Genomic DNA, 18,595 nt, shown 5'->3' with positions numbered 1-18,595 from the left:
GGAAACGAAGATGAAAGCTGTATCTCGCGTTCATATCACGCCACATATGCACTGGGACCGGGAGTGGTACTTCACCACCGAAGCGTCACGTATTCTTCTGGTCAATAATATGGAAGAGATCCTCACTCGTCTTGAGCAGGACACAGAGTATAAATACTACGTACTCGACGGCCAGACGGCGGTGCTGGAAGATTATTTTGCCGTGAAACCGGAAAACAGGCCACGCGTGAAGGCACTGGTGGCGGCCGGGAAGCTGATTATCGGGCCGTGGTATACCCAGACGGATACCACCCTTGTTTCCGGCGAGTCGATTGTTCGAAATCTGATGTACGGTATACGCGACTGTCTGGCCTTTGGCGAGCCGATGAAAATTGGCTATCTGCCGGACTCCTTCGGCATGTCTTCCCAGCTGCCGCACATTTACAATGGTTTTGGCATCACGCGTACCATGTTCTGGCGCGGGTGTTCCGAGCGGCACGGTACCGATAAAACCGAATTTCTCTGGCAAAGTCAGGACGGCAGCGAAGTGACGGCACAGGTGCTGCCGCTGGGCTACGCGATTGGTAAGTACTTACCGGAGGATGAGGCCGGGCTGCGCAAACGGCTCGACACGTACTTCGAGGTGCTGGAAAAAGCCTCCGTGACGAAAGAAATTTTGCTGCCTAACGGCCATGATCAGATGCCGCTCCAGCAGAACATCTTTGCGGTGATGGATAAGCTGCGCGAAATCTATCCGCAGCGTCAGTTTGTGATGAGCCGCTTCGAGGACGTGTTTGACCACATTGACGCGCACCGCGATGAACTGGCGACGCTGAAAGGGGAGTTTATTGACGGTAAATATATGCGGGTGCACCGGACGATAGGCTCCACGCGAATGGACATTAAAATCGCCCACGCCCGGATAGAGAATAAAATCGTCAACGTCCTTGAGCCGCTGGCCACGCTTGCCTGGACGCTGGGCTTTGAGTATCACCACGGCTTGCTGGAAAAAATGTGGAAAGAGATCCTCAAGAATCACGCCCATGACAGTATCGGCTGCTGCTGTAGTGACAAAGTGCATCGTGAGGTGATGTCCCGCTTCGAGCTGGCGGAAGACATGGCCGATAACCTGACGTGCTTCTATATGCGCAAGATTGTCGACAACATGCCGCAGAGCGAGGAAGACAAACTGGTGATGTTTAACCTCACGCCCTGGCCGCGTGAGGAAGTGATTAACACCACGATACGTCTGCGCGCCAGCCAGTTCCGCCTGCTGGACGATAGGGGGAATGAAATCCCTTACTGCCTGCGCAGCGCGCGTGAAATCGACCCCGGCTTGATTGACCGGCAAATTGTGCATTACGGCAACTACGATCCCTTTATGGAGTTTGATATCCAGCTCAATCAGATCCTGCCATCAATGGGTTACCGCACGCTCTATATCGAGCCGCACGTGGCCGGCAAGCTGCTGGCGGCAGAAAAATCGTCGGAGGCGTTGCTGGAAAATGCTTTCTGGGAAATAACGTTAAACGACGACGGCACCCTGCGTCTGCTCGATAAAGCGTCCGGGCTTATCTATGACCGCGCGCTGGAAATAGAAGAGAGCTCGGATGATGGCGATGAGTACGACTACTCGCCTTCACGGGAAGAGTGGAGACTCACTTCCGCTCAGGGCGAGCATGAGGTTGAGGTGATCCACGAGGCCTGGCAGAGCAGGGCGGTGATCCGCCATCGCATGGCGGTGCCGGCGGATCTCGCCGAACGTTCTGCGCGTCAGCAGACGGGAACGCTTGAGGCAGAACTCACGGTCACGCTCAGCCATAACAGCCGACGTATCGACGTTGAGGCGCGTCTCGGAAATCACGCGGATGACCACCGTGTGCGGGTGCTGATCCCGACGCCATTTACCGCAGACACGGTGTTAGCCGATACCCAGTTCGGTTCGCTGACGCGACCTGTACAGGATGAAGCGATGGCGAACTGGCAGGAGGAGGGCTGGAAGGAAGCGCCGCTGCCGGTGTGGAATCTGCTCAACTACGCGGTGCTCCAGGAACGGCGTAACGGAATGGCGCTGTTTACCGAAGGGTTGCGCGAATTTGAAGTGACTGGCGAGCGTCAAAAAACGTTTGCCCTGACGTTGCTTCGCGGCGTGGGGGTGCTTGGGAAGGAAGATTTACTGCTGCGCCCCGGCAGACCGTCCGGGATCAAAATGCCGGTGCCTGATTCGCAGATGCGGGGCCAGTTAACCTGTCGCTTTAGCCTGTTCAGTTTTAATGGTACGCCCGTCAGTGCTGGCGTTGCGCAGCAGGCGAAGTCGTGGTTAACGCCAGTGCACTGTTATAACAAAATCCCGTGGGATGCGATGAAGCTTAACCGCGCCTCTTTCACCACCCCTTGTAGCTATAGCCTGTTAACGCTGGCGCCTAACGGATGCGTACTCAGTGCGCTGAAAAAAGCGGAGGATCGTGACGAGATGATTCTTCGTCTGTACAACCCTTCGGAGACCCGCTCCTGTGACGTGGCTTTGTCTGTGAACCGTGAGGTCCAGGCCTGTTGCGAAACGGACATGAATGAGGTGCGCAAGGCGCAAGGGGAGGAGGGTTCAGCCATTACGGGGTCGTTCCGGCCATGCCAGTCACGCACCTTTAGCATAAAAATTGAAAGGTAATCCTCCGAACAAAATAAAGGCCGCATTCCTGCGGCCTTTATTTCATCAAATAGTCACGAAAGGGTGTTAATTTTAAGATTATTAAAGGTGAATGAAATGTAATCTTTTCGGCGGGTAGCAAAGCGAAAGAAAAATACTGTGAAGCAGATAACATTATATGGTTATCTTCCGGCAAAATGCGTTTTTTCTCGCGCGTTAATAAAAATCACAACTGTTTATATTATCTTCTGGCTTTTATAACCAATAACGCCTTTAAATATACATATTGTTAACAAGGTTTTTACTATCCGCACCACAAAGAAACATCATTAACAGCTCTGACTGTTTTTGATTTAAATCAATGTTTAATCCTTGGAAAAAGGCTCCGAAAGGCGTTAAATTGTTCCCGATCAAAATGGCCGAAAAGTGGTAATTTTGCTATAAATTGATCGCCGTCGAAAAACGTAAATCTGTTCGAATAAAAACCTGTTTATTGTAAGGGTTTTGCAGCGTATTATATTTACGGGATCAATTTGGTTTTTTCTTAACGTATTTGTAACCTTTCATCATTGCTTTTTCCTCCTGAAGAGAATAAGCAACGAAGAAGGGAAGCAGATAACTTTGTATTGGGGCATGCGTGTGGATCCTTATCTAACGGGGTTCACTCTCGGAGTCTTCATGCGATGAGCAAGGAGTCATAATGTTAGACGTAGTCGAACTGTCGCGCTTACAGTTTGCCTTGACCGCGATGTACCACTTCCTGTTTGTGCCGCTGACGCTCGGTATGGCGTTCCTGCTGGCCATCATGGAAACGGTTTACGTCCTCTCCGGCAAACAGATTTATAAAGATATGACCAAGTTCTGGGGCAAGTTGTTTGGTATCAACTTTGCGCTGGGCGTGGCAACCGGTCTGACCATGGAGTTCCAGTTCGGGACAAACTGGTCTTACTATTCCCACTATGTGGGGGATATTTTCGGTGCGCCGCTGGCCATTGAAGGTCTGATGGCCTTCTTCCTCGAATCCACCTTTGTAGGTCTGTTCTTCTTCGGTTGGGACCGTCTGGGTAAAGTCCAGCATATGGCGGTAACCTGGCTGGTGGCATTAGGCTCCAACTTGTCCGCACTGTGGATCCTGGTGGCGAACGGCTGGATGCAAAACCCAATCGCATCTGATTTCAACTTCGAAACCATGCGTATGGAGATGGTCAGCTTCGCTGAGCTGGTCCTGAACCCGGTTGCTCAGGTTAAATTCGTTCACACCGTGGCGTCTGGGTATGTGTGCGGCGCGATGTTCGTGCTGGGCATCAGCTCCTACTATATGCTGCGCGGCCGTGACTTCGCGTTCGCCAAGCGTTCTTTTGCTATCGCAGCAAGCTTCGGTATGGCCGCGATTCTGTCCGTGATTGTTCTGGGTGATGAATCCGGTTACGAAATGGGCGACGTGCAGAAAACCAAACTCGCCGCAATTGAAGCTGAATGGGAAACCCAGCCGGCACCGGCAGCGTTTACCCTGTTCGGTGTGCCTGACCAGGAAGCGCAGGAAAACCGCTTCGCCATTCAAATTCCTTACGCTCTGGGTATTATCGCCACGCGCTCCGTCGACAAACAGGTGACTGGCCTGAAAGATCTGATGGTGCAGCATGAAGAGCGTATCCGTAACGGGATGAAAGCCTACTCGCTGCTGGAACAGCTGCGCGCCGGCTCTACCGACCAGGCCGTTCGCGATCAATTTAACGACGTGAAGAAAGACCTCGGTTACGGTCTGCTGCTGAAACGCTATACCCCGAACGTCTCCGACGCGACGGAAGCGCAGATTCAGATGGCAACCAAAGACTCTATTCCACGCGTTGCGCCGCTGTACTTCGCGTTCCGCATCATGGTGGGTTGCGGCATTATCATGCTGCTGATCATCGCGGCCTCGTTCTGGTCAGTCATTCGTAACCGTATCGGTGAGAAAAAATGGCTGCTGCGCACCGCGCTGTACGGTATCCCACTGCCATGGATTGCTATCGAGTCCGGCTGGTTTGTTGCGGAATATGGCCGTCAGCCTTGGGCGATCGGTGAGGTGCTGCCAACAGCGGTAGCGAACTCCTCCCTGACCGCAGGCGACCTGATCTTCTCCATGCTGCTCATTTGCGGTCTGTACACCCTGTTCCTGGTGGCTGAACTGTTCCTGATGTTCAAGTTCGCGCGCCTTGGCCCAAGCAGCCTGAAAACCGGTCGCTACCACTACGAGCAGTCTGTTGCGACTACTCAGCCGGCACGCTAAGACAGGAGTCATCAAATGATCGATTATGAAGTATTGCGTTTTATCTGGTGGCTGCTGATCGGTGTTCTGCTGATTGGTTTCGCGGTCACCGATGGTTTCGACATGGGCGTGGGCATGCTCACCCGTTTCCTCGGTCGTAATGACACCGAGCGTCGAATCATGATCAACTCCATCGCCCCGCACTGGGACGGTAACCAGGTGTGGCTGATCACCGCAGGCGGCGCGCTGTTCGCTGCCTGGCCGATGGTCTACGCGGCTGCGTTCTCCGGCTTCTATGTGGCGATGATTCTGGTGCTGGCTTCTTTATTCTTCCGTCCGGTGGGTTTCGACTACCGTTCCAAGATTGAAGACACCCGCTGGCGTAACATGTGGGACTGGGGCATCTTCATCGGTAGCTTCGTTCCACCGCTGGTCATTGGTGTGGCGTTCGGTAACCTGTTGCAGGGCGTACCGTTCCACGTCGACGAATATATGCGTCTGTTCTACACCGGTAACTTCTTCCAGCTGCTGAATCCGTTTGGTCTGCTGGCAGGCGTGGTGAGCGTGGCGATGATCATCACCCAGGGGGCAACCTATCTCCAGATGCGTACCGTAGGTGAACTGCATCTGCGTTCCCGCGCTACCGCTCAGGTGGCAGCGCTGGTGACGCTGGTCTGCTTCGCTCTGGCAGGCGTGTGGGTGGTGTATGGTATTGATGGATACGTGGTGACGTCCGCTATCAACCATGCTGCACCGTCTAACCCGCTGACCAAAGAGGTGGCGCGTCAGGCCGGTGCATGGCTGGTGAACTTCAACAATACCCCTGTGCTGTGGGCTATCCCGGCTCTGGGTGTGCTGCTGCCACTGCTGACCGTGCTGACGTCTCGTCTGGAGAAAGGTGCTCTGGCGTTCGTATTCTCTTCCCTGACGCTGGCGTGCATCATCCTGACGGCCGGTATTGCGATGTTCCCGTTCGTGATGCCATCCAGCACCATGATGAATGCCAGCCTGACCATGTGGGATGCAACGTCCAGCCATATGACGCTGAACTTAATGACCTATGTGGCTTGCGTGTTCGTTCCGATTGTTCTGGCTTACACCATCTGGTGTTACTGGAAAATGTTCGGTCGTATCACTAAAGAACATATCGAAAGCAACACCCACTCTATGTACTAAGTAAGGAGCTGAATATGTGGTATTTCGCATGGATTTTAGGGACGCTTCTTGCCTGTGCGTTTGGTGTCATCACTGCCCTGGCGCTTGAGCATGTAGAAGCGACCAAAGCAGGTGAAGAAAAGCACTAATGAATATTATCGCAACGTTATATGCGGTAATGGATAAGCGCCCCTTGAGGGCGCTTTCCCTCATTATGGCATTACTGCTGGCAGGCTGTATCTTCTGGGACCCGTCGCGCTTCGCGGCGAAAACCAGCGAGCTTGAAATCTGGCACGGCTTCCTGATTATGTGGGCGGTGTGCGCAGGCGTGATTCACGGTGTCGGCTTTCGTCCGAAAGCGCTACACTGGCAGGGCATCTTCTGCCCACTGATTGCCGATCTGGTTCTCCTCGCCGGTTTGATTTTCTTCTTCTTCTGAATAAGAAATGTCCGTTAACGTTATGGGCTTACCCTGGCCCATAAAAATTTACTCTCCGTTTACTTTCTCCCATTCCAAACCATCATTCCCGCGCGTATAGTAGCGAAGTTTGAAAGCTCCAACTTTTCTTGTATTACCGGGATGTAAAGTGAATACAACGCTGTTTCGATGGCCGGTACGTGTCTATTACGAAGATACCGATGCCGGTGGTGTGGTCTACCACGCCAGCTACGTTGCTTTTTATGAACGGGCACGCACAGAGATGCTGCGCCATCATCACTTTAGTCAACAGGTGCTGTTGGCTGAGCGAGTTGCCTTCGTGGTACGCAAGATGACGCTTGAGTATTTTGCGCCTGCCAGACTCGACGATATGCTCGAAGTCCAAACAGAAATTACATCAATGCGCGGAACTTCACTGGTTTTCACGCAGCGGATAGTCAATGCAGAGAACACGGTACTGAACTCAGCTGAAGTCCTGATTGTCTGTGTTGATCCAACCATAATGAAGCCTCGTGCGCTTCCTAAGTCTATTGTCGCGGAGTTTAAGCAGTGACTGACATGAATATCCTTGATTTGTTCCTGAAGGCAAGCCTTCTGGTTAAACTTATCATGTTGATTTTGATTGGTTTTTCAATCGCATCCTGGGCCATCATCATCCAGAGAACGCGTATCCTCAATGCCGCTGGCCGCGAAGCCGAAGCGTTTGAAGATAAGTTCTGGTCGGGTATTGAGCTTTCGCGTCTGTACCAGGAAAGCCAGGGACGCCGTGATAACCTTTCAGGCTCCGAACAAATTTTCTATAGCGGTTTCAAAGAGTTCGCTCGCTTACATCGCGCTAACAGCCATGCGCCGGAAGCCGTGGTAGAAGGGGCGTCGCGTGCGATGCGCATCTCCATGAACCGCGAACTGGAAAATCTTGAAACGCATATTCCTTTCCTCGGAACCGTTGGCTCCATCAGCCCGTATATCGGCCTGTTTGGTACGGTGTGGGGGATCATGCACGCCTTTATCGCCCTTGGGGCGGTGAAGCAGGCAACGTTGCAGATGGTTGCGCCGGGTATCGCAGAAGCACTGATCGCGACCGCAATCGGTCTGTTCGCCGCAATTCCGGCGGTAATGGCGTACAACCGTCTGAACCAGCGCGTGAACAAACTGGAACTGAACTACGACAACTTTATGGAAGAGTTCACCGCGATTCTGCATCGTCAGGCGTTTACCAGCACTGAGAGCAACAAGGGGTAAACCATGGCCAGATCGCGTGGACGAGGTCGTCGCGAGCTCAAGTCCGAAATCAATATCGTTCCGTTACTGGACGTGCTGCTGGTGCTGCTGCTGATCTTTATGGCGACGGCGCCCATCATCACCCAGAGCGTGGAAGTTGATCTGCCGGATGCGACAGAATCACAGGCGGTAAGCACCAATGACGATCCTCCGGTCATCATTGAGGTTTCCGGCGTAGGGCAGTACAGCGTGGTGGTAGAGAAAGATCGTATGGATCAGCTTCCGCCAGAGCAGGTTATTGCTGAAGCGCAACGACGCCTGGAGTCAAATCCGAAGACGGTCTTCTTAATCGGTGGTGCGAAAGACGTACCATATGATGAAATTATCAAAGCGCTGAACTTGCTACATAGCGCGGGCGTTAAGTCAGTTGGCTTAATGACTCAGCCTATTTGATCATCTGCGTAGTTTTTGGGAACCGATAGTGTCAAAGGCAACCGAACAGAACGACAAGCTTAAGCGAGCGATAATCGTCTCCGCAGTGCTGCACGTAATTCTTTTTGCAGCGCTGATCTGGAGTTCGTTCGATGAGCACCTTGATGCATCAGGCGGCGGTGGGGGCTCGTCCATCGACGCCGTCATGGTGGATCCCGGTGCGATCGTTCAGAACTATAATCGTCAGCAACAGCAGCAGGCGAGCTCTAAACGTGCTGAAGAGCAGCGAGAAAAACAGGCGCAACAGCAGGCGGAAGAGCTGCGTGAAAAGCAGGCCGCCGAGCAGGAACGTCTGAAGCAGCTAGAGAAAGAGCGTTTGCAGGCGCAGGAAGCGGCGAAAGAGCAGGCAGAGCAGCAGAAGCAGGCTGAAGCCGCTGCGAAGAAGGCGCAGGAACAGCAGAAGCAGGCGGAAGAGGCGGCAGCCAAAGCCGCGGCTGATGCAAAAGCGCAGGCTGACGCACAGGCGAAATTAGCGGCTGACGCGGCGAAGAAAGCCGCTGCTGATGCTCAGAAAAAAGCGGAAGCAGAAGCTGCGAAGAAAGCCGCTGCTGATGCCCAGAAGAAAGCGGAAGCAGAAGCCGCGAAGAAAGCCGCTCAGGAAGCAGAGAAGAAAGCTGCTGCCGATGCTGCGAAGAAAGCGGCTGCTGCCGAGAAGGCTGCGGCTGAAAAAGCGGCTGCCGCTGAAAAAGCTGCGGCTGATAAAAAAGCGGCTGCCGAGAAAGCTGCCGCAGCTAAAAAAGCTGCTGCCGAAAAAGCCGCAGCCGACAAGAAAGCCGCCGCTGAAAAAGCCGCTGCCAGGAAGGCCGCTGCTGAAAAAGCTGCCGCTGAAGCAGCCACCGCTGACGATATCATTGGCGACCTGAGTTCTGGTAAGAATGCGCCGAAAACTGGCGGTGGGGCAAAAGGGAGTAATGCAGCACCGGCAGGAAGTGGTAACACTAAGAACAACGGTGCTTCTGGCGCTGAGATTAACGACTACAAGAACCAGATTGCTGCGGCTATATCCAGCAGGCTTAACGATAAATCATTGTATACAGGGAAAACATGCAGACTGCATATTAAACTGCATACTGATGGTACCGTGCTGAGCGTTGAGTCTGAAGGAGGCGATGACGCATTATGCCAGGCTGCACTTGTGGCAGTGAATCAGGCAAAACTGCCAAAACCTCCGTCACAGGCTGTCTATGAAGTGTTCAAAGACGCTTCGCTGAACTTTAAGCCATAAGCAGAGCTGCGGTTATCGGGTTCTGATAGTTTTGTGTATTTGAGTTTGTTAACCTTCTGCTAAATTATCCAGGACTTATTGTTCGGATAAGGGAGATATGATGAAGCAGGCATTACGATTAGCTTTTGGTTTTTTAGTACTGTTGACGTCAGCAGTGCATGCCACAGTAAGCATCGACATTACCGACTGGAACGACTCAGCGCGACCAATCGGTGTCGTTCCGTTCCAGTGGGCAGGCCCGGGCGCTGCGCCTGAAGATATTGGCGGCATTGTTGCAGCTGACCTGCGTAACAGCGGTAAATTTAACCCCTTAGATCGTTCTCGTCTGCCGCAGCAGCCGGGTACCGCTCAGGAAGTTCAACCTGCTGCATGGTCTGCACTGGGTATTGATGCCGTGGTTGTCGGACAGGTTACTCCTGCGCCAGACGGCGGCTATAACGTCGCTTATCAGCTGGTGGATACCGGCGGTGCGCCGGGTACCGTTCTGGCTCAAAACACGTATAAGGTGAACAAGCAGTGGCTGCGTTACGCAGGCCATACGGCGAGTGACGAAGTGTTTGAGAAGCTGACCGGTATTAAAGGTGCGTTCCGTACCCGTATCGCGTACGTAGTACAGACCAACGGCGGCCAGTTCCCTTATGAGCTGCGCGTCTCTGACTACGATGGCTACAACCAGTTCACCGTACACCGTTCACCACAGCCGCTGATGTCTCCGGCATGGTCTCCGGACGGCTCTAAGCTGGCGTACGTGACCTTCGAAAGCGGCCGTTCCGCGCTGGTTATCCAGACGCTCTCTAACGGTGCTGTGCGTCAGGTTGCGTCATTCCCGCGTCACAACGGTGCGCCTGCGTTCTCTCCGGACGGTACCAAACTGGCGTTTGCCCTGTCTAAAACCGGTAGCCTGAACCTATACGTGATGGATATTGGTTCTGGTCAGATCCGTCAGGTCACGGATGGTCGTAGCAACAACACTGAGCCAACCTGGTTCCCGGACAGCCAGAATCTGGCCTTTACGTCTGACCAGGCAGGTCGACCACAAGTTTATAAAGTGAATATCAACGGCGGAGCAGCGCAGCGTATTACCTGGGAAGGTTCTCAGAACCAGGATGCTGACGTCAGTGCCGATGGTAAAACGATGGTAATGGTCAGTACTGCGGGTGGTCAGCAGCACATTGCCAAACAAGATCTGGTAACGGGGGGCGTACAAGTACTGTCGTCAACGTTCCTGGATGAAACGCCAAGTCTGGCACCTAACGGCACCATGGTAATCTACAGCTCTTCTCAGGGGATGGGATCCGTGCTGAATCTGGTTTCTACAGATGGGCGTTTCAAAGCGCGTCTTCCGGCAACTGATGGACAGGTAAAATCACCTGCCTGGTCGCCGTATCTGTAATAATAATTAATTGATTACTAAAGGAATCTTAGAAATGCAACTGAACAAAGTGCTGAAGGGGCTGATGATCGCTCTGCCTGTTATGGCAATCGCAGCGTGTTCTTCTAACAAGAATGCAAGCAATGACCAGAGCGGCGAAGGCATGATGGGTGCCGGCACCGGTATGGACGCTAACGGCAATGGCAATATGTCTTCTGAAGAGCAAGCGCGTCTTCAGATGCAGCAGTTACAGCAGAACAACATCGTTTACTTCGATCTGGATAAATACGACATCCGTTCTGACTTCGCTGCAATGCTGGATGCGCACGCAAACTTCCTGCGTAGCAACCCGTCTTACAAAGTCACCGTAGAAGGTCATGCGGACGAACGTGGTACTCCGGAGTACAACATCTCCCTGGGTGAACGTCGTGCAAACGCTGTTAAAATGTACCTCCAGGGTAAAGGCGTTTCTGCTGACCAGATCTCCATCGTTTCTTACGGTAAAGAAAAACCAGCAGTACTGGGTCACGACGAAGCGGCTTACTCCAAAAACCGTCGTGCCGTACTCGTTTACTAAGAGAATTGCATGAGCAGTAACTTCAGACATCATCTGATGAGTCTGTCGTTACTGGTTGGAATAGCGGCCCCCTGGGCCGCTTTTGCTCAGGCACCAATCAGTAGTGTCGGCTCAGGCTCGGTAGAAGACCGGGTCACTCAACTCGAGCGTATTTCTAACGCTCACAGCCAGCTTTTAACTCAACTCCAGCAGCAGCTTTCCGATAACCAGAATGATATTGATTCCCTTCGTGGTCAGATCCAGGAGAGTCAGTATCAGCTTAATCAGGTTGTGGAGCGCCAGAAGCAAATTTTGTTGCAGATGGATAGCCTGAACAGCGGCGGAGCAGCAGCACAGCCAGCAGCAGGCGATCAAAGCGGTGCGGCAACGCCTGCACCTGCGGCAGATGCCTCCGCGTCGTCTGGTGCGCCTGTACAGAGCGGTGACGCGAATACGGACTACAACGCGGCCATTGCCCTGGTGCAGGACAAATCGCGCCAGGAGGATGCTATCGTTGCGTTTCAGAACTTTGTTAAGAAGTACCCTGATTCCACTTACCAGCCAAATGCGAACTACTGGCTGGGTCAGTTGAATTACAACAAGGGTAAAAAGGATGATGCGGCGTTTTATTTTGCCTCTGTGGTGAAAAATTACCCGAAATCACCGAAAGCGCCTGATGCGATGTATAAAGTCGGCGTGATCATGCAGGACAAAGGCGACACTGCAAAAGCCAAAGCGGTTTATCAGCAGGTGGTTGCAAAATTCCCGGGTACAGACGGCGCCAAACAAGCGCAAAAACGTTTGAGTTCGATGGGTTGATTATCGCATGACCAGAAATCGCGTCATTTCTGGTCGTGCAGCATGATTCCTAAGCAGTTAAGTGATCTTCATCGAAATTTTTGTTGCGCAGAATTCTTAAATCAGTAATATATGCCGCCGTTGCCACGGGATATCAAACAACGTGAAAGCAGCGCAAAAGTGGGTCGTTAGCTCAGTTGGTAGAGCAGTTGACTTTTAATCAATTGGTCGCAGGTTCGAATCCTGCACGACCCACCACTTAAAGCAGTTCTGGCAGTACAGAGTGGGTGATTAGCTCAGTTGGTAGAGCATCTCCTTTACACGGAGGGGGTCGGCGGTTCGAGCCCGTCATCACCCACCACTCGGGTCGTTAGCTCAGTTGGTAGAGCAGTTGACTTTTAATCAATTGGTCGCAGGTTCGAATCCTGCACGACCCACCAATTTTATTGGTTCCGAGTGATAATTCAGGCAACACCCGAACGGGTCGTTAGCTCAGTTGGTAGAGCAGTTGACTTTTAATCAATTGGTCGCAGGTTCGAATCCTGCACGACCCACCAGGGTCGTTAGCTCAGTTGGTAGAGCAGTTGACTTTTAATCAATTGGTCGCAGGTTCGAATCCTGCACGACCCACCAGCCTGAATAGATTTGAAGTACATCCCGCAAGGGGTCGTTAGCTCAGTTGGTAGAGCAGTTGACTTTTAATCAATTGGTCGCAGGTTCGAATCCTGCACGACCCACCAGTGTTGAAAGGCGCCCTAAAGGCGCCTTTTTGCTATCTGTCGTTCGCCAGTGCCTTGTAGGTCGGGTAAGGCGAAGCCGCCACCCGACAGATGCTACCGGCATCAATTCCCGATGACATTCCCCCTCAAATTCGCTATCTTGTTTAGTATACATAACACCATTGCCTCATTTTTGTTATCTCATGCAAAACAAAGGCAATATTGTTAAGCCAGTAAAACGAGAAGCCATAATGAGTGTGATGTTTGATCCCGAAACCGCAATCTATCCCTTCCCGCCGAAGCCCGCTCCGCTAAGCCGGGATGAAAAACAGTTCTATCGTGAAAAAATTAAGCGCCTGCTTAAAGAGCGTGATGCGGTGATGGTAGCGCATTACTACACCGACCCGGAAATTCAGCAGCTGGCAGAAGAGACGGGCGGCTGTATCTCAGATTCCCTGGAAATGGCGCGTTTCGGTGCAAAACATCCTGCCTCCACGCTGCTGGTTGCAGGTGTGCGCTTCATGGGCGAAACGGCAAAAATTCTCAGCCCGGAAAAAACCATACTGATGCCGACGCTGAATGCCGAATGCTCCCTTGACCTCGGTTGCCCGATTGATGAGTTCACCGCCTTCTGTGATGCCCACCCTGATCGTACCGTGGTGGTCTATGCCAACACGTCTGCGGCGGTGAAAGCCCGGGCAGACTGGGTAGTGACCTCCAGTATCGCCGTTGAGCTGATTGAGCATCTGGACAGCCTGGGGGAGAAAATCATCTGGGCGCCCGATCGTCACCTGGGAAACTATGTACAAAAACAAACCGGTGCGGATGTGCTGTGCTGGCAGGGCGCCTGTATCGTTCACGACGAGTTTAAGACCCAGGCCCTGACGCGCATGAGAGGGTTATACCCGGACGCCGCGATTCTGGTGCACCCGGAATCCCCGCAGTCCATCGTCGACATGGCGGATGCCGTCGGGTCAACCAGCCAGCTCATTCATGCTGCGAAAACCCTGTCACACAAGCAGCTCATTGTGGCGACCGATCGCGGTATCTTCTACAAGATGCAGCAGGCCGTGCCGGAAAAAACGTTGCTCGAAGCGCCGACCGCCGGAGAAGGGGCGACCTGCCGAAGCTGCGCGCATTGCCCGTGGATGGCGATGAATGGGCTCAAAGCGATTGCGGAGGGCCTGGAGAACGGTGGCGAAGCGCATGAGATCCATGTGGATGCCGCTCTGCGTGAAGGCGCGTTAATTCCACTTAACCGTATGCTGGATTTTGCGGCTACACTACGTACTTAACTTATTACGCCCCGGAGAAAAAATGGATTTTTTTAGCACACAGAACATCCTGGTTCATATCCCGATTGGTGCGGGCGGCTATGACCTGTCGTGGATTGAAGCGGTGGGTACGCTGGCCGGTTTACTCTGTATCTGGCTGGCCAGCCTTGAGAAGATCAGCAACTATGCGTTCGGGCTGATAAACGTCACGCTGTTTGCGATCATCTTCTTCCAGATCCAGCTCTACGCCAGCCTGCTTCTACAGCTGTTCTTCTTCGCAGCCAATATCTATGGCTGGTACGCCTGGTCTCGGCAAAACAGTCAGCAGGAGGCGGAACTGCAAATCCGCTGGCTGCCGTTGCCAAAAGCCATCGCCTGGTTCGCGGCCTGCGTGGTGGCTATCGGCTTTATGACCGTCTTTATTGATCCGGTATTTGCCTTCCTGACGCGCGTGGCGGTCTCGGTCATGTCGGGTCTGGGATTAAATGTGACGATGCCTGAGCTTCAGCCGGATGCCTTCCCGTTCTGGGATTCCTGCATGATGGTGTTGTCGATTGCCGCAATGATCCTGATGACCCGTAAATACGTTGAGAACTGGCTGCTGTGGGTGGTCATCAACGTCATTAGCGTGGTGATTTTTGCCCGCCAGGGTGTTTATGCCATGTCGCTGGAGTACATGCTGCTGACGGTCATTGCCCTGAACGGCAGTCGCATGTGGATTAACAGCGCGCGTGAGCGTGGCTCGCGCGCGCTTTCCCGTTAATGGTGATGGGCGTGTGAGTGGCCGGACTGCGCCTCGTTCAGGTGACAGTCTGGCCCGTTACATGGCTGATACTCCATCTGGATGGTGGCGTGCGCAATTTCGTAGTGATGCTCAAGGAAGTGCCGAATACGTTCAAGCAACGCATCGTGATCGTGGGGCGGAATAACCTGAACGTGCAGCGTCATAAGCGGTTTCTCACCCACCAGCCAGACGTGAACGTGGTGAACGTTACGGACTTCAGGAATGGAACGACACAGATTGCGTTTTAGCTCGCCAATATCCAGCGACGTGGGAGCGCCTTCCAGCAGCTCATTGACGCTCTCTTTCAACAGCCGCCAGGCACTGCGTAATACAAGGCACGATACCAGCACGGAAAGAATCGGGTCGATGGGAGTCCAGCCCGTGCCCATAATGATCAGCGCGGCTACGATGGCCCCTACGGAACCCAGCAGATCGCCCAGCACATGAAGCGCCGCGGCCCGTACGTTCAGATTTTTTTCACTGCTGCCGCGGTGCAATATCCAGAACGCCAGAATATTGGCGACCAACCCGGCAATGGCGATAACCATCATTGTCGTCCCGGCTATCGGTTGTGGATGCCGAAAGCGCTGAAAAGCCTCCCAGACGATAAGAAGAGTAATCACCACCAGTGCAATCGCATTCACAAAGGCGGCAAGCGTGGTCAGTCTGAGCCAGCCAAAGGTGTGGCGGGTATTGGGAGGGCGACGGGCAAACTGCACGGCCAGCAGAGCAAACAGGAGCGCGGCAGCGTCGGTCAGCATATGCCCGGCATCGGCCAGCAGCGCCAGCGATCCGGATATCAGCCCGCCTGTTACCTCAATTATCATAAAGGTGGCAGTGACGCCAAAAGCCAGCAGAAGCCGTTTGGCATTTTCATCGCCAGTGGAGTGGGAGTGGGAGTGGGAGTGCGCCATGGTATCGTTCCTGATTTATTATTATTTTTAGTTTAGCGTTTTTAAGAGCTTAAATAAAAAAGGAGAGCATTCGCTCTCCCTGTTTTACCTTACGGAAGGTTACTGGGTAGTACCGTCCGTTTTGGTATTGGCATCGCTGCCTACTTTGTCATTCGGGTCCGGGCATTTCCCGTCTTTACACACAGAGTTTTTATGAACCTCGTCGGTGGTCATACCCTCATGGTTCATCGTGCCTGTGCTCGTCCCGCCGGTGTTGGTATTGCCCGTGTTGATATTACTGTTATCAACATTGTTTGGCGCAATATTCTGTTTTGCATCCGGCGCAACCTGGCCCGCTTCGGCAGCGGCATTAGCGTCGCCATTGCTGCCGGATGAGCCTGCGTCAGCAGCCAGTACGCTACCGCTTGCCAGAGTAAGGGTTGCCGTCAGGAAAAGCGTAGTCAGTTTCGTCATTTTCATCATGGTGCTCCTGTTCTTATCGTTACGCTGGATAACATTCTCCAACAGTGCATCTTGTTCAGTGGCGAAAGATCCCAGTTTCCTGATTTATGTCAGGATGGAATCGCGTATAAATATTTAAAAACAGTCGTTACAAGTAAAAAGCTTAGGCGAGATCTCATTTTTCGCTATTTTGTTGTGTATTTTAGGCGAATTCCAGGAATTATCTGCGCGAAGTGTAAAAGCCCGTTTACACTTCGTGGCCGACAAGTTAGATTGAAAGGATTGCTTTCATTACTAAAGATATGGCAGAGCCGGAAAGAAGATGAATTATCAGAACGACGATTTACGCATTAAAGAGATCAATGAGTTATTACCTCCCGTAGCGCTCCTTGAAAAATTCCCCGCCACCGAAAATGCCGCCAACACGGTGTCTCATGCCCGCAAGGCGATCCACAAGATCCTGAAAGGTAGCGACGATCGTCTTCTGGTAGTCATTGGGCCGTGCTCCATTCACGATCCTGCTGCGGCCAAAGAGTATGCGTCGCGTCTGCTCGCCTTGCGTGAAGAGCTGAAAGGCGAACTGGAAATCGTGATGCGCGTTTATTTCGAAAAACCGCGTACCACCGTGGGCTGGAAAGGGTTGATCAACGATCCGCATATGGACAACAGTTTCCAGATCAACGACGGCCTGCGCATTGCGCGTAAGCTGCTGCTGGAGATCAACGACAGCGGGCTGCCTGCTGCCGGAGAATTCCTCGATATGATCACCCCGCAGTATCTGGCTGACCTGATGAGCTGGGGCGCTATTGGCGCGCGTACGACGGAATCTCAGGTTCACCGTGAGCTGGCGTCTGGCCTGTCATGCCCGGTGGGGTTCAAAAATGGCACTGATGGCACCATTAAAGTCGCTATTGACGCCATTAATGCGGCTGGCGCACCGCACTGCTTCCTGTCGGTGACCAAGTGGGGCCACTCCGCTATCGTGAATACCAGCGGTAATGGCGATTGCCATATCATACTGCGCGGCGGTAAAGAGCCTAACTACAGTGCTAAACACGTAGCGGAGGTAAAAGCAGGGCTGGAGAAAGCGGGTCTGGCACCGCAGGTGATGATCGATTTCAGCCATGCCAACTCCAGCAAACAGTTTAAAAAGCAGATGGAAGTCGGCGCAGATGTGTGTCAGCAAATCGCCAGCGGTGAACGCGCAGTGATTGGGGTGATGATTGAGAGCCATCTGGTGGAAGGCAACCAGAACCTGGAGGGCAGCGAGCCGCTGGTCTACGGTAAGAGCGTGACGGATGCCTGCATTGGCTGGGACGATACCGATGCGATCCTGCGTCAGTTGGCGGATGCGGTTAAAGCGCGTCGCGGCTAAGTTTGTCCCGGGCAATAAAAAAGCGTGGATTGCTCCACGCTTTTTTTATGTCCGGCGAATATTACTTCGCTTTACCCTGGTTCGCCACGGCCGCCGCTTTTGCAGCGATTTCGTCGGCGTTACCCAGGTAGTAATGTTTAACTGGCTTGAAGTTTTCGTCGAACTCGTACACCAGCGGCACGCCGGTAGGGATATTCAGCTCGAGGATTTCATCTTCGCCCATGTTGTCCAGGTATTTCACCAGCGCACGCAGGGAGTTACCGTGAGCAGCGATAATGACGCGCTCGCCGCTTTTCAGGCGTGGCAGAATGGTTTCGTTCCAGTAAGGCACAACGCGGTCAATGGTCAGCGCCAGGCTTTCGGTCTGCGGCAGTTCAGCCTCAGTCAGCTTCGCGTAACGCGGATCGTGGCCCGGGTAGCGCTCGTCATCTTTGCTCAGCTCTGGAGGCGTGACCGCAAAACCACGACGCCACTGCTTAACCTGCTCGTCACCGTATTTTTCTGCGGTTTCCGCTTTGTTCAGACCTTGCAGCGCACCGTAGTGACGCTCGTTCAGTTTCCAGGATTTCTCAACCGGCAGCCAGGCCTGATCCAGCTCGTCCAGAACGTTCCACAGGGTATGGATGGCACGTTTCAGCACAGAGGTGTAAGCAAAGTCAAAGGTGAAGCCTTCTTCTTTCAGCAGTTTACCTGCCGCTTTTGCTTCGCTCACGCCTTTCTCGGACAGATCAACGTCATACCAACCGGTGAAGCGGTTTTCGTTGTTCCACTGGCTTTCGCCGTGGCGCACCAGGACAAGCTTAGTATTAGCCATTTCTTACTCCTCAAGCATTTTGAATGATAACAATTCTCATTATATTGCCGTGACTGTGCCAGCAGCAACGCTTAACCCTAACCATAGCGAAAATAGTTCGAGAGTGTAAGATGCATGTGAATCCAGGGTTATGATTTTGTCT

Annotated in this window: 18 protein-coding genes and 6 tRNA genes; 21 read left to right on the top strand and 3 right to left on the bottom strand. The window is 53.0% G+C overall.

The window, feature by feature from the left end:
• Positions 1-10: 10 nt before the first annotated feature.
• The 20 genes from mngB (at position 11) to pnuC (ending at position 14,888) form a co-directional block, all read left to right on the top strand.
• The gene (gene mngB / locus H2Z33_RS01205) at positions 11-2,647 is read left to right on the top strand and encodes a mannosylglycerate hydrolase (protein WP_063134799.1); all 2,637 of its coding nucleotides are present in this window, start codon (positions 11-13) and stop codon (positions 2,645-2,647) included.
• Positions 2,648-3,326: 679 nt separating this feature from the next.
• The gene (cydA, locus tag H2Z33_RS01200) at positions 3,327-4,895 is read left to right on the top strand and encodes a cytochrome ubiquinol oxidase subunit I (protein WP_003858601.1); all 1,569 of its coding nucleotides are present in this window, start codon (positions 3,327-3,329) and stop codon (positions 4,893-4,895) included.
• A gap of 15 nt (positions 4,896-4,910) precedes the next feature.
• A complete protein-coding gene (gene cydB / locus H2Z33_RS01195) occupies positions 4,911-6,050 on the top strand; it encodes a cytochrome d ubiquinol oxidase subunit II (RefSeq protein WP_023303309.1) in 1,140 nt (379 codons plus the stop codon).
• Between the two features lie 14 nt (positions 6,051-6,064).
• Positions 6,065-6,178, top strand: coding sequence for a cytochrome bd-I oxidase subunit CydX (gene cydX / locus H2Z33_RS01190; RefSeq protein ID WP_003858598.1), 114 nt, complete (start codon positions 6,065-6,067; stop codon positions 6,176-6,178).
• Complete coding sequence (gene ybgE / locus H2Z33_RS01185) at positions 6,178-6,468, top strand: cyd operon protein YbgE (RefSeq protein WP_003858596.1); 291 nt, start codon at positions 6,178-6,180, stop codon at positions 6,466-6,468. Before cydX ends, ybgE begins: the two co-directional genes overlap by 1 nt.
• 148 nt (positions 6,469-6,616) lie before the next feature.
• The gene (gene ybgC / locus H2Z33_RS01180; protein WP_003858593.1) at positions 6,617-7,021 is read left to right on the top strand and encodes a tol-pal system-associated acyl-CoA thioesterase; all 405 of its coding nucleotides are present in this window, start codon (positions 6,617-6,619) and stop codon (positions 7,019-7,021) included.
• Positions 7,018-7,710, top strand: a complete 693-nt coding sequence (gene tolQ, locus H2Z33_RS01175) for a Tol-Pal system protein TolQ (protein ID WP_003858590.1) — start codon at positions 7,018-7,020, stop codon at positions 7,708-7,710. The genes ybgC and tolQ overlap by 4 nt, the downstream gene beginning before the upstream one ends.
• Before the next feature lie 3 nt (positions 7,711-7,713).
• Positions 7,714-8,142, top strand: a complete 429-nt coding sequence (gene tolR / locus H2Z33_RS01170) for a colicin uptake protein TolR (RefSeq protein WP_003858589.1) — start codon at positions 7,714-7,716, stop codon at positions 8,140-8,142.
• A gap of 28 nt (positions 8,143-8,170) precedes the next feature.
• A complete protein-coding gene (tolA, locus tag H2Z33_RS01165; RefSeq protein ID WP_047732942.1) occupies positions 8,171-9,406 on the top strand; it encodes a cell envelope integrity protein TolA in 1,236 nt (411 codons plus the stop codon).
• 100 nt (positions 9,407-9,506) lie between these two features.
• On the top strand, positions 9,507-10,799 hold the full coding sequence (gene tolB, locus H2Z33_RS01160; RefSeq protein ID WP_017384962.1) for a Tol-Pal system beta propeller repeat protein TolB: 1,293 nt from the start codon (positions 9,507-9,509) through the stop codon (positions 10,797-10,799).
• A 34-nt stretch (positions 10,800-10,833) separates the two neighbouring features.
• Complete coding sequence (pal, locus tag H2Z33_RS01155; RefSeq protein ID WP_003858578.1) at positions 10,834-11,355, top strand: peptidoglycan-associated lipoprotein Pal; 522 nt, start codon at positions 10,834-10,836, stop codon at positions 11,353-11,355.
• 9 nt (positions 11,356-11,364) lie between these two features.
• The gene (gene cpoB / locus H2Z33_RS01150) at positions 11,365-12,153 is read left to right on the top strand and encodes a cell division protein CpoB (protein ID WP_045350538.1); all 789 of its coding nucleotides are present in this window, start codon (positions 11,365-11,367) and stop codon (positions 12,151-12,153) included.
• Between the two features lie 161 nt (positions 12,154-12,314).
• Positions 12,315-12,390 (top strand) — tRNA-Lys (locus H2Z33_RS01145).
• A gap of 27 nt (positions 12,391-12,417) precedes the next feature.
• Positions 12,418-12,493 (top strand) — tRNA-Val (locus H2Z33_RS01140).
• Between the two features lie 3 nt (positions 12,494-12,496).
• Positions 12,497-12,572: transfer RNA gene (locus H2Z33_RS01135), tRNA-Lys, on the top strand.
• A 41-nt stretch (positions 12,573-12,613) separates the two neighbouring features.
• A tRNA-Lys gene (locus H2Z33_RS01130) sits at positions 12,614-12,689 on the top strand.
• Positions 12,690-12,765 (top strand) — tRNA-Lys (locus tag H2Z33_RS01125).
• Positions 12,766-12,796: 31 nt separating this feature from the next.
• Positions 12,797-12,872: transfer RNA gene (locus H2Z33_RS01120), tRNA-Lys, on the top strand.
• A gap of 230 nt (positions 12,873-13,102) precedes the next feature.
• The gene (gene nadA / locus H2Z33_RS01115; RefSeq protein ID WP_032653006.1) at positions 13,103-14,146 is read left to right on the top strand and encodes a quinolinate synthase NadA; all 1,044 of its coding nucleotides are present in this window, start codon (positions 13,103-13,105) and stop codon (positions 14,144-14,146) included.
• Positions 14,147-14,168: 22 nt separating this feature from the next.
• Positions 14,169-14,888, top strand: a complete 720-nt coding sequence (pnuC, locus tag H2Z33_RS01110) for a nicotinamide riboside transporter PnuC (RefSeq protein WP_023296141.1) — start codon at positions 14,169-14,171, stop codon at positions 14,886-14,888.
• Here the strand turns inward: pnuC and zitB are convergent.
• Positions 14,885-15,823 carry a CDF family zinc transporter ZitB gene (gene zitB, locus H2Z33_RS01105; RefSeq protein ID WP_015571102.1) on the bottom strand — a complete coding sequence of 313 codons (939 nt, stop codon included), beginning with the start codon at positions 15,821-15,823 and terminating at the stop codon, positions 14,885-14,887. The two genes, pnuC and zitB, sit on opposite strands and share 4 nt — an antisense overlap.
• A 99-nt stretch (positions 15,824-15,922) precedes the next feature.
• Positions 15,923-16,282 (bottom strand): protein YbgS, encoded by a 360-nt coding sequence (locus tag H2Z33_RS01100; protein WP_017384957.1) that lies wholly within the window; start codon positions 16,280-16,282, stop codon positions 15,923-15,925.
• Between the two features lie 304 nt (positions 16,283-16,586).
• Between H2Z33_RS01100 and aroG the strand changes: the two genes are divergently transcribed.
• The gene (gene aroG, locus H2Z33_RS01095; protein ID WP_003858564.1) at positions 16,587-17,639 is read left to right on the top strand and encodes a 3-deoxy-7-phosphoheptulonate synthase AroG; all 1,053 of its coding nucleotides are present in this window, start codon (positions 16,587-16,589) and stop codon (positions 17,637-17,639) included.
• Between the two features lie 61 nt (positions 17,640-17,700).
• Here the strand turns inward: aroG and gpmA are convergent, their stop codons facing one another.
• The gene (gpmA, locus tag H2Z33_RS01090) at positions 17,701-18,453 is read right to left on the bottom strand and encodes a 2,3-diphosphoglycerate-dependent phosphoglycerate mutase (RefSeq protein WP_006809557.1); all 753 of its coding nucleotides are present in this window, start codon (positions 18,451-18,453) and stop codon (positions 17,701-17,703) included.
• Positions 18,454-18,595 lie beyond the last annotated feature (142 nt).

Origin of the sequence: Enterobacter sp. YSU, assembly GCF_016082135.1 — a bacterium.
In the GTDB taxonomy this organism is placed as follows: Bacteria; Pseudomonadota; Gammaproteobacteria; order Enterobacterales; family Enterobacteriaceae; genus Enterobacter; species Enterobacter hormaechei_C.
Note: the sequence above shows the minus strand (reverse complement) of the source record. Positions and strands in the feature narration are given on the sequence as shown.

Excerpts from the sequence above, each read along its gene's own strand:
- mngB (WP_063134799.1), top strand. The coding sequence starts at position 11 with ATGAAAGCTGTATCTCGCGTTCATATCACGCCACATATGCACTGGGAC.
- cydA (WP_003858601.1), top strand. The coding sequence starts at position 3,327 with ATGTTAGACGTAGTCGAACTGTCGCGCTTACAGTTTGCCTTGACCGCG.
- cydB (WP_023303309.1), top strand. The coding sequence starts at position 4,911 with ATGATCGATTATGAAGTATTGCGTTTTATCTGGTGGCTGCTGATCGGT.
- cydX (WP_003858598.1), top strand. The coding sequence starts at position 6,065 with ATGTGGTATTTCGCATGGATTTTAGGGACGCTTCTTGCCTGTGCGTTT.
- ybgE (WP_003858596.1), top strand. The coding sequence starts at position 6,178 with ATGAATATTATCGCAACGTTATATGCGGTAATGGATAAGCGCCCCTTG.
- tolR (WP_003858589.1), top strand. The coding sequence starts at position 7,714 with ATGGCCAGATCGCGTGGACGAGGTCGTCGCGAGCTCAAGTCCGAAATC.
- tolB (WP_017384962.1), top strand. The coding sequence starts at position 9,507 with ATGAAGCAGGCATTACGATTAGCTTTTGGTTTTTTAGTACTGTTGACG.
- pal (WP_003858578.1), top strand. The coding sequence starts at position 10,834 with ATGCAACTGAACAAAGTGCTGAAGGGGCTGATGATCGCTCTGCCTGTT.
- cpoB (WP_045350538.1), top strand. The coding sequence starts at position 11,365 with ATGAGCAGTAACTTCAGACATCATCTGATGAGTCTGTCGTTACTGGTT.
- nadA (WP_032653006.1), top strand. The coding sequence starts at position 13,103 with ATGAGTGTGATGTTTGATCCCGAAACCGCAATCTATCCCTTCCCGCCG.
- pnuC (WP_023296141.1), top strand. The coding sequence starts at position 14,169 with ATGGATTTTTTTAGCACACAGAACATCCTGGTTCATATCCCGATTGGT.
- zitB (WP_015571102.1), bottom strand. The coding sequence starts at position 15,823 with ATGGCGCACTCCCACTCCCACTCCCACTCCACTGGCGATGAAAATGCC.
- H2Z33_RS01100 (WP_017384957.1), bottom strand. The coding sequence starts at position 16,282 with ATGAAAATGACGAAACTGACTACGCTTTTCCTGACGGCAACCCTTACT.
- aroG (WP_003858564.1), top strand. The coding sequence starts at position 16,587 with ATGAATTATCAGAACGACGATTTACGCATTAAAGAGATCAATGAGTTA.
- gpmA (WP_006809557.1), bottom strand. The coding sequence starts at position 18,453 with ATGGCTAATACTAAGCTTGTCCTGGTGCGCCACGGCGAAAGCCAGTGG.